The sequence below is a fragment of the Leeuwenhoekiella sp. MAR_2009_132 genome, assembly GCF_000687915.1.
Taxonomy (GTDB): domain Bacteria; phylum Bacteroidota; class Bacteroidia; order Flavobacteriales; family Flavobacteriaceae; genus Leeuwenhoekiella.
The window spans coordinates 458,735-471,841 of record NZ_JHZY01000004.1 but is presented as its reverse complement, the minus strand read 5'-3'; the positions used below and the strand labels follow the sequence as shown (position 1 = coordinate 471,841).

The following is a 13,107-nucleotide window of genomic DNA, read 5'->3' as shown; positions in this document are numbered from 1 at the left end:
AGATGAAAGTAAGAGCATCAGTAAAGAAAAGAAGTGCAGACTGCAAGATTGTACGTCGCAAAGGAAGATTATACGTTATTAATAAAAAGAACCCTAAGTTCAAACAAAGACAAGGTTAAGGATTATGGCTAGAATTGCAGGGGTAGATATCCCAAAACAAAAGAGAGGTGTAATCGCTTTGACGTACATCTTTGGAATCGGAAATAGCAGAGCTCAGAAGATATTGGCTCAGGCAGATGTTGATGAGAATTTAAAAGTAAACGAGTGGGATGATGATCAAATAGGTCGTATTCGTGATGCTGTAGGTTCTTATAAGATTGAAGGTGAACTTAGAAGTGAAGTTTCAATGAGTATTAAGCGTCTTATGGATATTGGTTGTTACCGTGGTATCAGACACCGTTCTGGTTTACCATTACGTGGTCAACGTACCAAAAACAACTCAAGAACCAGAAAAGGTAAGCGTAAAACGGTTGCTAACAAGAAAAAGGCAACTAAATAATAAGTAACAATGGCAAAGCAAAACACTAAAGGTGGAGGAAAAGGCGCAAAAGCTACTAAAGGTACAAAAAAGCGCAAGGTAATTGTTGAGTCGATAGGTGAAGCACATATTTCAGCATCGTTCAATAATATCTTAATTTCTTTGACAAATAAGAAAGGTGATGTTGTTTCTTGGTCTTCAGCCGGTAAAATGGGCTTTAGAGGTTCTAAGAAAAACACTCCTTATGCAGCACAATTAGCTGCAGAGGATGCAAGTAAAGTGGCTCACGAAGCTGGTTTACGTAAGGTTAAAGTTTATGTAAAAGGACCAGGTAATGGTCGTGAATCTGCTATACGTTCTATCCACAATAGTGGTATCGAAGTTACAGAAATCGTAGACGTTACACCATTACCACATAATGGATGTCGCCCTCCTAAGCGTAGAAGAGTTTAATTAATTATTTATTTTATATCAATCGGGGATCAACGATTTTGCGAAGGACTAGACCTTAATTCCTTAATCACCCCACAAATTATTTATTAGAATGGCAAGATATACCGGTCCTAAAACTAAAATCGCTCGTAAATTTGGCGAAGCAATTTTTGGAGATGACAAATCTTTTGAAAAAAGAAATTATCCTCCAGGTCAACACGGAAACAACAGACGCCGTGGTAAAAAGTCTGAATATGCAATACAACTTCAAGAGAAGCAAAAAGCAAAATATACTTACGGGATTTTAGAAAATCAATTCCGTAATATGTTTGAAAAAGCAACTCGTTCTACTGGTATTACCGGGGTTGTGTTATTACAATTATGTGAATCTCGTTTAGACAATGTAGTTTATAGAATGGGTATTGCTCCTTCTAGAAGATCTGCACGTCAATTTGTATCGCACAGACATATTACTGTTAATGGAGAATTAGTAAACATTCCTTCTTATCAAGTAAAAGCTGGTGATACGATCGCTGTACGTGAGAAGTCAAAATCTTTGACAGCTATACAGGATTCTCTTTCAAATGCAAGCCACGTTTATGAGTGGATCACTTGGAATAATGACACCAAACAAGGTACATTCGTTTCGGTTCCTGAACGTATTCAGATACCTGAAAATATCAACGAGCAATTCATCGTTGAATTGTACTCTAAATAATAATAACAACTCTTAGAAAACATAATATGGCATTACTAAATTTCCAGAAGCCCGATAAAGTCATAATGATAGACTCTACCGACTTTGAAGGTAAGTTTGAATTCAGACCTTTAGAGCCAGGTTACGGTTTGACTGTTGGTAACGCGCTACGTAGAGTATTACTTTCTTCTTTAGAAGGTTTTGCTATTACATCTGTACGCGTAGAGGGTGTAGATCATGAGTTTTCAACTATTGCGGGAGTTGTAGAAGACTTTACTGAAATCATTCTTAATCTTAAGCAAGTACGTTTTAAAAGACAGATTGATGAGATAGATAATGAGACTGTAACAATCTCTGTTTCTGATAAAGAACAGTTAACTGCAGGAGATTTCCAGAAATTTATTTCTGGTTTTCAAATTCTTAATCCAGAATTGGTTATTTGCAATATGGAGAAGAAAGTTAACATCAACATGGAGATCACGGTAGAGAAAGGTCGTGGTTATGTTCCTGCTGAAGAGAACAAAAAGCAAAATGCTCCAATAGGTACTATCTTTACAGATTCGATATATACTCCAATTAAAAATGTAAAGTATAGTATAGAAAACTTTCGTGTTGAGCAAAAAACGGATTATGAGAAATTAGTTTTTGAAATCATCACTGACGGTTCTATTCATCCTAAAGAGGCTTTAACAGAAGCTGCAAAAACATTGATTCACCATTTTATGTTGTTTTCTGATGAGCGCATCACCCTTGAGGCAGATGAGATTGCTCAGACTGAAACTTATGATGAGGAATCTTTACATATGCGTCAATTGCTTAAAACTAAATTAGTGGATATGGATTTATCTGTACGTGCACTTAACTGTTTAAAAGCTGCTGAAGTTGAAACTCTTGGAGACTTAGTTTCTTATAATAAGAATGATCTTATGAAGTTCCGTAATTTCGGAAAAAAATCACTTACAGAGCTTGAAGAGCTTGTGAACGTAAAGGGTTTAAACTTCGGTATGGATCTTTCAAAATACAAATTAGATAAAGACTAGTAACGCAGCATAATTTGCTCCTCAAAAAGGGTAGAGCAAGATGTTTGCTTAAATTAAAATGTCATGAGACACGGAAAAAAAATAAATCATTTAGGACGCCAGACAGCACATAGAAAATCTATGCTTGCAAATATGGCATGTTCTCTAATTGAGCATAAACGTATCAATACTACAGTAGCTAAGGCCAAGGCGCTTAAGCAATTTGTAGAACCTATTGTTACAAAATCTAAAGTAGATACTACACATAATCGTCGTATCGTAATGAGCAAATTGCGTCAAAAAGATGCAGTGGCAGAATTATTTAGAGATGTTGCTGTAAAGGTAGGAGATCGTCCAGGTGGTTATACGCGTATTATCAAGTTAGGTAATCGTTTAGGTGACAACGCTGATATGGCGATGATCGAGCTTGTTGATTACAATGAGATTTATAACTTAGGTAAAACTAAGAAAAAATCTACTCGTAGAGCCGGTAAGAAAGTTGCTAATACAGAAGCTGATGCTGCTGCTACTAAAAAGGAAGCTCCTAAAAAAGAGACCAAAGGTTCTGATGAAGAAGAATAGCAATTTCTTTAATATCGAATAAATTTTAAAAAGGATAAGCCGTTTAGGTTTATCCTTTTTTTTATAATTAATTTTGCCACAATTCAATTAGTATTTTAAAAGAACAACATGAAGTATCAAACCAATCGTAAAGCATTAATTCTACTTGCTGACGGAACTATTTTTTATGGTAAAGCTGTAGGAGACAAAGAAGGTACAGCCTTTGGAGAAGTTTGTTTTAATACCGGTATGACCGGATATCAGGAGATTTTTACTGATCCGTCTTATTTTGGTCAGTTAATGGTTACTACAAATGCTCACATAGGTAACTATGGTGGCAATAATGATGAGACCGAATCTGGTTCTGTGAAGATTGCAGGTTTAATTTGCCGTAATTTTAGTTATAATTATTCACGTACTCGTGTTGATGAGTCTTTGCAATCTTTTCTTGATAAGAATAATCTATTCGCAATTTCAGACGTAGATACCCGGGCTTTGGTTTCTTACATAAGAGATAATGGTGCTATGAATGCTGTAATTTCTACAGATGTCGATAATATAGAGGCACTCAAAAAACAATTAGCAAACGTACCAGATATGAATGGTCTGGAATTGGCGTCAAAAGTGTCAACCAAAGAGCCCTATTTTTTTGGTGATGAAAATGCATCATACAAAGTGGCTGCTCTTGATTTGGGAATTAAGAAAAATATCTTGCGTAATATGGTTTCACGTGATATATATATTAAGGTATTTCCTTACAATGCTACATTTGAAGAAATGGAATCCTGGAATCCCGACGGCTATTTTCTTTCGAACGGGCCTGGAGATCCAGATCCTTTGAAGCAAGTTATAGAGACCACAAAGAATATTTTAGCTGCCGATAAACCACTTTTTGGGATATGTTTAGGTCATCAAATAATTGCACTAGCAAATGGTATAAGTACTTTCAAAATGCACCACGGGCATAGAGGAATAAATCACCCTGTGATGAATCATGTCTCAGGTAAAGGCGAGATTACTTCTCAAAATCATGGGTTTTCGGTAAATTATGAGGAGGCTAAATCAAATGCTAATTTAGAAGTTACACATCAACATTTAAATGACAATACGGTTATGGGTTTAAGGATGAAAGACAAAGCTTGTTTTTCAGTTCAATATCATCCTGAAGCTGGGCCTGGTCCTAATGATGCGACCTATTTATTTGATGAATTTATAGGTTTAATGAAAAAGAAAACTGCATAAGCATAAAACCAGATAAATAACACTTTTAAGAAATTATAGAAATGTGATAAAAATAGCCATTTCTTAATAGGTTTTGTAAGTATTTTATATCTGGGCTTGTAGTTTTAAATTATCATTAAATTACAGCTAAACCACTTGCTAAGGTTTATAAATACTGGCTTATTCAGTATATTGCGCATACTAAAAGAACTAATCAATTTTAAAATAATATGAGTATAATTATCAATATCCACGCACGTCAAATCTTAGACTCACGAGGAAACCCCACAGTAGAAGTAGATGTTTTAACCGAAAATGGAGTTTTAGGTAGAGCAGCAGTTCCTTCAGGAGCTTCTACTGGTGAGCACGAGGCTGTTGAACTTCGTGATGGGGGTAAAGATTATATGGGTAAGGGCGTTTTAAAAGCTATTGATAACGTTAATACAATTATTGCTCAAGAACTCCTAGGGGTTTCTGTATTTGAACAAAATTTGATAGATCAAACAATGATTGATCTTGATGGAACGGCTAATAAATCTAAATTAGGTGCTAACGCAATTTTAGGAGTTTCTCTTGCAGCAGCAAAAGCAGCAGCAAATGAATTGAACATGCCTCTTTATCGTTACGTAGGTGGTGTTAGTGCAAATACACTTCCTGTACCTATGATGAATATTATAAATGGTGGGTCACATAGTGATGCTCCTATCGCTTTTCAGGAATTTATGGTTATGCCGGTTAAAGCAGAAAGCTTTACACACGCTATGAAAATGGGTACAGAGATTTTTCATAACCTTAAAAAAGTATTGCACGATCGTGGCCTAAGCACTGCTGTAGGAGATGAAGGAGGTTTTGCACCAACACTCGAAGGAACTGAAGATGCTATTGAAAGTATTCAAAAGGCTGTAGAGAATGCAGGTTACAAATTTGGAGACGAAGTAATGATCGCTTTAGATTGTGCAGCAGCAGAATTTTATGTAAACGGAAAATACGATTATACTAAATTTGAAGGTGATAAAGGTGTTATTCGCTCTAGTGAAGAGCAGGCAACTTATCTTGCCGAATTAGCAGCAAAATACCCTATTATCTCTATAGAAGATGGTATGGATGAGAATGACTGGGAGGGATGGAAATCTTTAACAGAAAAGATTGGCGATAAAGTACAGCTGGTAGGTGACGATTTGTTTGTTACTAATGTTGAGCGCCTTTCTAAAGGAATTGAAAACGGTATTGCTAATTCAATTTTAATTAAAGTAAATCAAATTGGTACGTTAACTGAAACTATAGCTGCTGTTAATATGGCTCACAATGCCGGTTATACCTCAGTAATGTCTCACCGTTCTGGTGAAACTGAAGATACAACTATCGCAGATCTTGCAGTTGCACTTAATACAGGACAAATAAAAACCGGTTCTGCATCGCGTAGTGATCGTATGGCAAAATACAATCAATTGCTGCGTATAGAAGAAGAATTAGGATCTGTTGCTTATTTTCCTAAAATGAATGCTTTTAAAATAAATTAATCTTATTAAAAAATATAATTTAAAAACACCCATATGGGTGTTTTTTTGATTTAAAGAGGTTTAGAAAACTCCTTATTATTTCAGATATTTTATTGAGATCATTTTTCATTTTAGAGGTTAAAACTTTATTGTTTTAAAATAGCTGTCTATATAAACCGGTTGTCAAATTATTTTGTTTTTTTTAACCTCGTGAATGCCCTATTTGCTTTAGTAATCTCTCTTAATTTTGTATTTTAGCAACACTTGAATTTTTTGATAATTAGCTAAAACATATAATATAATGGCAGATAATGCTACGTTGACAATTGAGGGTAAATCCTATGAATTTCCTGTTATTACAGGCACTGAAAATGAAAATGCAATCGATATAGCTACTCTAAGAGCTGTAACTGGTGGTTATACTACTATAGATCCTGGTTATAAAAATACGGGTAGTTGTGAAAGCGCAATTACATTTTTAAACGGAGAGGAAGGCATATTACGATATAGAGGCTATTCTATTGAGGAACTTGCAGAAAAAGCTTCTTTTTTAGAAGTTGTTTATCTTTTAATTTTTGGTGAGCTGCCTACTCAAGATGAGCTTAAAAAGTTTCATAATGATATTAAAGAAGAAAATCACGTAGATGAAGATATAAAGAAAATCTTGAATGGTTTTCCTAAATCTGCTCATCCTATGGGGGTTTTAGCTTCACTTACTTCTGCATTAACAGCATTTAATCCTGGAGCGGTAAATGTTGATTCTGAAGAAGATATGTATAAAGCTATTGTTAAACTATTGGGTAAATTTCCTGTTTTAGTAGCCTGGACAATGCGTACTAAAATGAGTAAACCTCTTGATTATGGTGATGACAGTTTAGGCTACGTAGAAAACTTACATAAAATGATGTTTTCTAAGCCTAATAGCGAGTACAAAGTAGATCCTGTAATTATTGAGGCTATTGATAAACTCTTAATCTTACACGCAGATCACGAGCAAAACTGTTCTACATCTACCGTACGTATAGTAGGTTCTTCACACGCAGGTTTATTTGCTTCAATCTCAGCGGGTATTTCGGCACTTTGGGGACCATTGCACGGAGGAGCAAATCAAGCAGTTATAGAAATGCTTGAAGCTATTAAAGCAGATGGGGGTGATACTAAAAAATACATGCAAAAAGCTAAGGACAAAGAAGATCCTTTCCGTCTAATGGGCTTTGGTCATAGAGTTTACAAAAATTTTGATCCCAGAGCAAAAATTATTAAAAAGGCTGCAGATGATGTACTAGAGCAACTAGGTATAAATGACGAGGTATTGACAATAGCTAAGGGGCTTGAGAAAGAAGCTTTAGAAGATGATTACTTTGTAAAGCGTAAGTTATATCCTAATGTTGATTTCTATTCAGGTATAATTTATCGTGCTTTAGGTATACCCGTCGAAATGTTTACAGTAATGTTTGCAATGGGTCGTATACCGGGTTGGATTGCACAATGGAGAGAAATGCGTTTACGCAAAGAGCCTATAGGAAGACCTCGTCAGGTTTATATAGGAGAGACTTTGAGATCATTTAAACCTATGGAAGAGCGCTAAACCTTCTGGTTTTCTATTATAATAGCGGGTTTTTGATCATTGTCAGAAACCCGCTTTATGTTTATATATTTTTGATAATTACATTTTATGATAAAACTTAATATAAACGATGAGACCTCACGTCTTCGTTCTGTGATATTAGGAACCGCAAAAAGCAATGGTGGCGTGCCTGCTCTTGAAGATGCATACGACCCTAAATCTATGTTGTATATTAAATCAAATACCTATCCTAAAGAGGAGGATATGGTAAGTGAGATAGAAGCTGTAGAAGAAGTTTTTAATAAATATGGGGTACAGGTTTTTAGACCCAAATTAATTGAGAATTATAACCAAATATTTACTAGAGATATAGGTTTTGTAATTGATGATATATTTATAAAAGCAAATATATTACCAGATAGAGAACAGGAAATCGAAGCTATTGAGCATGTTTTAGCTCAAATAGATCCCGATAAAATAATACGATTTCCTGAAGAGGCTCACATTGAAGGGGGTGATGTAATGCCTGTGGGAGATTACATTTTAGTGGGAGTTTATAGAGAACCAGATTATTCAGATTATATTATTGCACGTACAAATATGCTTGCAGTAAAATTTTTACAGCAAACATTTCCTGAAAAAAAGGTTATGTCTTTCAATCTTAGAAAATCTAACGTAAATCCTTATGAAAACGCCCTTCATTTAGATTGCTGTTTTCAACCCGTTGGAGATAAATATGCCATTCTACATAAAAATGGTTTTTTAATAGAGGAAGAATATGAGTGGTTATTAAATCATTTTGGTAAAGAAAATGTCTTTGAGATAGATTCTGATGAAATGTTTAGTATGAATTCAAACATTTTTTCTATATCTCAAGATGTTGTAATATCTGAACGAAATTTCACCAGATTAAACACGTGGCTTCGCAGTAAAGGTATTACAGTAGAAGAAGTTCCTTATGCCGAAATATCTAAGCAAGAAGGACTTTTAAGATGTAGTACACTTCCTTTAATTAGAGAGTGAAATACTTTAAAATTTACATTTAAATGCGTAGGAAAATCGTGTGCACAATCAAAATACGTATTCTACATTTGCTTGAAAATTTTCCCTATGAAACAAGTTACTGATACTGTGTTAATGGTGCGCCCTGTTGCATTTAGAATGAATGAACAAACCGCCGTTAATAATTACTTTCAAGAAGAGTTAGCTCTTAAAAATGATGAAATAAACAAAAAGGCACAAGGGGAGTTCGATAAGTTTGTATCAAAGTTAAAAACTGCCGGTATTAACGTACTTATTTTAGATGATGATAAAACATTAGATACTCCAGATTCAATATTCCCGAATAATTGGGTAAGTACCCATGAGAATGGAAATATTGCTATTTACCCCATGTATGCAGAAAATAGAAGAAAAGAGCGCCGAGAAGAGTTCTTTACCCTTCTAGAAGAATCAGGATTTATAATTAATAATATCATTGACTATACAGAAGCAGAAGAGGAAGGCCTTTTTTTAGAAGGTACAGGAAGTATCATTTTAGATCGAATAAATGAGAAAGCCTATTGTGCACTTTCTGCACGTGCAGACGAAGATTTGTTTATCGAATTTTGTGAAGAGTTTGAGTATCTTCCAGTTATTTTCACTGCGTATCAATCTGTTGAGGGTAAACGTCTGCCCATCTATCATACAAATGTTATGATGTGTGTAGCAGAAGAGTTTTGTGTGATTTGTTTAGAGTGTATAGATGATAAGAAAGAGCGAAAATTTGTACTGAATCAGCTAAAGGAATCAGGTAAAGAAATCATTTCCATTTCTGAGAAACAAATGCATCAATTTGCCGGCAATATGCTTCAGGTTGCTAATGCTGAAGGTAAAAAATATCTGGTAATGAGCTCGAGTGCACATCAATCGTTAAATAAAGGTCAGATAGAAAGTATATCTAAATACAGTGAGATTCTTAGCAGTGATTTAGAAACTATTGAAACGTGTGGTGGAGGTAGTGCCCGTTGTATGATGGCAGAAATTTTTCTTCCTAGAAAATAAATCTATTTTTTCCAGTGACTCAGGTTCATTAACCATTTAAGAATCATCCAAACCATAAATAAACTTAGAGGCAGTGATGTTATTATGAGCAACTTTTGTGCGGCTATTAATACATTACTTTCTTTACGTACAAATCCTAATATAACGAGGCCTACCGCACTTAGAGTGAGAATTATACTCCATAAAATACGGTGACTCTTTGAAGGTTCTTTTGTTGCAGTAGAAGTAAATGTGCTTAATACATAGATTGCAGAATCTAATGAAGTAACTAAAAAACCTATAAGTAATAAAACAACTATACTATTTACAACAACCTGAAGCGGGTAATTAGATAGAAATACAAAAAGCGACGTAAATACATTATCAAATTCTCCTGAATACATTTGCCAACTTGTTATAAGTTCAAATGCTGACTGCCCAAAAACTGTAAACCACAGGAATGTTCCTAAAGAGGGAAGAAGTAGTACTCCTATTATTATTTCTCTAATGGTTCTTCCGCGACTAATACGAGCGATAAAAATACCTGTAAACGGTGCCCAGGCTATCCAGAATGCCCAGTAATAATAGGTCCAATCTGTTAGGAATTGCGTGCCGGGATTGTAGTTACCCAGCGCAAGGCTCATAGGTATAAAGTCTACAACATAATGATAAAATGATATTGCAAATTGTTTTAGTATGGCTATTACATCGCTTTGTATAATGACAAAGAAAAGTAATGCGAGGGTGAGGTAAATATTTGCAGTAGATAAACGCTTAATACCTTTTTCAACACCGCTTAATGCTGAAGTTAAAGAGAGTACGCCTACTACTAGAATAAGTGCTATGATGTAGTTAGAACTTAATGTAATTCCGAGTAAATGATCTAAGCCGCCTTTAATTTGGCTGGCACCTAAACCTACGGCTGCAACAAGACCAAATACCGTTGTAAGCAGGGTCAAAAGGTCAATTATAAATCTTCCGGTAAATTTTAATTTATGTTCTTTATTTTCTAAGTTGTTGAATATTGTACTACTGGTTAAAACAGGTCTGCTAAATTTAAAAACTGCTGTACCTATGGCTAAAGCAAAAAGTGCATAAAATGCCCATGCCGTAAATCCCCACTGGTAAAATGTAAATTCAAGAGCGATTGTTTGTTTAGATGCATTGGTATTTATAGGGGGATTTAAAAGCATATAAACAGGTTCTTGTACGGCTCTTAATAAAATACCGGCTCCCATTCCTGCACTGTAAAGCATCGAGACCCAGGCCATTCTTGAAAATGCAGGTTTTTCATTAGATTTTCCCAGTTTATAAGTTCCCCATTTAGAAATTGCCACAGCGACTAATATAAGAACACAACATAAACCCAGAACCAGGTAAAATTGGCCGAAGTAGTTTCGAACTTCGAGAGATATATTCTCAATTATGTTATAACTCTCTTCAGTAAAAGCATAAAAGAAAAAACATATAATTAATAGAATCACAATTGCTGTTTTAAGCAGTAGCGCATCCTTAAAGATTTTTGTGGGTCTGATAGTTCTTATTTTTTAGGATTATATTTTGCGATACTCCGAATCATTCCATCAAAAATGAAATAGTGAAAAGGTAACATGCTAAACCAGTACAATCTACCCCAAAGCCCCCGAGGTCTAAAGGTAGCTGTTTGATGCAGTACATTATGATCATCAATTTCCCAATCTAACCAGGCTTCGCCCGGTACTTTCATTTCAGCAAAAAGCAATAATCTTTTTTCTTTTTTATCGGCTAATAATACTCTCCAGAAATCAAGAGAATCTCCCTCATATAGTTCGTGAGAATGGGTGCGTCCTCTTCTAAGTCCTACACCACCAAAAATTTTATCTATAAATCCGCGTATCTTCCAAAGTCTATTTGCATAATACCAGCCACGATTTCCCCCTATAGACCAAATATTTTCTAGTGCTTGTTCGGGATTTTTTAGTTGTATTCTTTGTCGATCTTTTAAACAACCAAATTCAGGAACTTTAATATATTCACTTACATCTTTTCTAAATCTTCCGCTTACCATAGAGTCTTTCCAGCTTGAGACAACTTGATTTTGTTCTATCTTTTCAAAAGCCAATTTGATAGCCTCTGTGTAGGTGAGCGGTTTTATATTGAGTAATTCCTGTAATCTGGTGTCTCTGGTAATTACTTCAACGCGCATACTGTCTACCAGATTTAACGCAAGTTTGTAACTCGTGGAGGTTACAAAATATAACCAATAGGAAGATATTTTAGGACTCATTATCGGTACATTAATAATGGTAAGTGACAGACCGCGTATTTTAGCGTAGAGCAACATCATCTCTTTGTAAGAAAGAATATCTGGACCGCCAATGTCAAATGATTCATTATAACATTTGTCATTTCCTAAAACACCAGATAAGAATTGTAATACATTGCGAATTGCAATCGGTTGGCAACGGGTGGTGACCCATTTAGGAGTGATCATCACAGGTAGTTTTTCACATAAATCACGTATAATTTCAAATGACGAACTTCCTGATCCTACAATTATCGCAGCTCTTAAAACAGTAAGATTAAAATTTCCCTGATACAAAGTATCTTCTACTTGTTTACGGGATCTAAGATGCTTGCTTAAGTTTTCTTCATTAACAATACCACTCAGGTATATTACTTGCTTACAAGCAGTTTCCGCGAGGTATTTATTAAAGTTTTGTGCAGACCGTTCTTCTTTCTCATCAAAGTCTGATGTAGATGAGGTCATTGAGTGAATAAGATAATAAGCTGCGTCTAAATCTTTAGGAAGCTTGTTTAAGTCTGGTTCTTCGAGAAAATCTATTTCTACAATTGCAATACGTTCGCGTGTGCGCGCATTTACAGATAGCCGGTTTTTGTCTCTAACAGCACAAATAATTTCGTGCCCTTGCTCAAGCAACATAGGTAGCAAACGCATGCCAATGTAGCCATTAGCGCCTGTGAGTAAAATTTTCATAAAGCATTTTTATAAAGATAGGTATTACTAAAACTATTTAAGGTACTGTTAGGTACTCAAACTACATACCTTCGGGAAGTTCTGGTAAGTTTTCTGCTTTATAATCCATTATTTTTTTGATAAAACTGTGGGTAGTTTTGTCTTTAGCTTTAGCTCGTATTTTTATAAAATAATTATCTCTGTAAATACTGTATTCTTCAGCCTTGCCTTTGTATAAGGTGAGTTTGTAATACGGTATTATTAGCGCATAGGATTCTAGTAATGATCTAAAACCAACGATAATACCATTCGGGCGCATTTCTATATTGCACGTATCAACATAACTGTCAAGAATGAGCAGGTTATGAATCTCAATGCTTGTGGTCGTTATAAATAATTTTGAAGAGCCAATGCCGCGCATTTTTATACGTTCACGCAGTGTAAATGGCGCACCTACCTCAGCATTAATTTTTCGTTTTATTTCCGGGTTATTGTAAGAAACATTCAGTAACATTTTTTCTTTTAAAGATACAAGTTTGTGTAGAAATTATATTTAGCAATCCTTAAATAGAATTAAAATAGAGACTATGTATTAGGCTGTAGGCTTTTCGCTTTGCTAAAGCCTGCTTTTGCTTATCTTTGCGGCTTCAGAAAA

General features: G+C 35.0%; 14 protein-coding genes. 11 read left to right on the top strand and 3 right to left on the bottom strand.

Annotated elements, in window-relative coordinates; translation table 11 throughout:
- The first annotated feature begins 2 nt into the window (after positions 1-2).
- From ykgO to ctlX, 11 genes are all read left to right on the top strand, one after another.
- On the top strand, positions 3-119 hold the full coding sequence (ykgO, locus tag P164_RS10425) for a type B 50S ribosomal protein L36 (protein WP_009779203.1): 117 nt from the start codon (positions 3-5) through the stop codon (positions 117-119).
- Positions 120-124: 5 nt separating this feature from the next.
- Entirely contained in the window at positions 125-499 is a 375-nt protein-coding gene (rpsM, locus tag P164_RS10420) for a 30S ribosomal protein S13 (RefSeq protein WP_028376331.1), read from the top strand.
- Positions 500-508: 9 nt separating this feature from the next.
- Complete coding sequence (gene rpsK / locus P164_RS10415) at positions 509-931, top strand: 30S ribosomal protein S11 (RefSeq protein ID WP_035899755.1); 423 nt, start codon at positions 509-511, stop codon at positions 929-931.
- A gap of 91 nt (positions 932-1,022) precedes the next feature.
- Positions 1,023-1,628 (top strand): 30S ribosomal protein S4, encoded by a 606-nt coding sequence (gene rpsD / locus P164_RS10410; RefSeq protein WP_028376329.1) that lies wholly within the window; start codon positions 1,023-1,025, stop codon positions 1,626-1,628.
- Positions 1,629-1,654: 26 nt separating this feature from the next.
- Positions 1,655-2,647, top strand: coding sequence for a DNA-directed RNA polymerase subunit alpha (locus P164_RS10405; RefSeq protein ID WP_028376328.1), 993 nt, complete (start codon positions 1,655-1,657; stop codon positions 2,645-2,647).
- Positions 2,648-2,710: 63 nt separating this feature from the next.
- A complete protein-coding gene (gene rplQ, locus P164_RS10400; protein WP_028376327.1) occupies positions 2,711-3,208 on the top strand; it encodes a 50S ribosomal protein L17 in 498 nt (165 codons plus the stop codon).
- Positions 3,209-3,316: 108 nt separating this feature from the next.
- Positions 3,317-4,429, top strand: coding sequence for a glutamine-hydrolyzing carbamoyl-phosphate synthase small subunit (carA, locus tag P164_RS10395; protein WP_028376326.1), 1,113 nt, complete (start codon positions 3,317-3,319; stop codon positions 4,427-4,429).
- Positions 4,430-4,638: 209 nt separating this feature from the next.
- Entirely contained in the window at positions 4,639-5,928 is a 1,290-nt protein-coding gene (eno, locus tag P164_RS10390; protein WP_028376325.1) for a phosphopyruvate hydratase, read from the top strand.
- 280 nt (positions 5,929-6,208) lie between these two features.
- Positions 6,209-7,495, top strand: coding sequence for a citrate synthase (locus P164_RS10385; RefSeq protein ID WP_028376324.1), 1,287 nt, complete (start codon positions 6,209-6,211; stop codon positions 7,493-7,495).
- An 87-nt stretch (positions 7,496-7,582) separates the two neighbouring features.
- Entirely contained in the window at positions 7,583-8,497 is a 915-nt protein-coding gene (locus P164_RS10380; protein ID WP_028376323.1) for a dimethylarginine dimethylaminohydrolase family protein, read from the top strand.
- Between the two features lie 87 nt (positions 8,498-8,584).
- Positions 8,585-9,517 carry a citrulline utilization hydrolase CtlX gene (ctlX, locus tag P164_RS10375; protein WP_028376322.1) on the top strand — a complete coding sequence of 311 codons (933 nt, stop codon included), beginning with the start codon at positions 8,585-8,587 and terminating at the stop codon, positions 9,515-9,517.
- Positions 9,518-9,519: 2 nt separating this feature from the next.
- Here ctlX and P164_RS10370 read toward each other — a convergent pair whose 3' ends face one another.
- From P164_RS10370 to P164_RS10360, 3 genes are all read right to left on the bottom strand, one after another.
- Positions 9,520-10,980 (bottom strand): BCCT family transporter, encoded by a 1,461-nt coding sequence (locus tag P164_RS10370; protein WP_028376321.1) that lies wholly within the window; start codon positions 10,978-10,980, stop codon positions 9,520-9,522.
- A 56-nt stretch (positions 10,981-11,036) separates the two neighbouring features.
- A complete protein-coding gene (locus P164_RS10365; RefSeq protein WP_028376320.1) occupies positions 11,037-12,473 on the bottom strand; it encodes an SDR family oxidoreductase in 1,437 nt (478 codons plus the stop codon).
- A 61-nt stretch (positions 12,474-12,534) separates the two neighbouring features.
- Positions 12,535-12,966, bottom strand: coding sequence for a hypothetical protein (locus P164_RS10360; protein ID WP_028376319.1), 432 nt, complete (start codon positions 12,964-12,966; stop codon positions 12,535-12,537).
- Positions 12,967-13,107 lie beyond the last annotated feature (141 nt).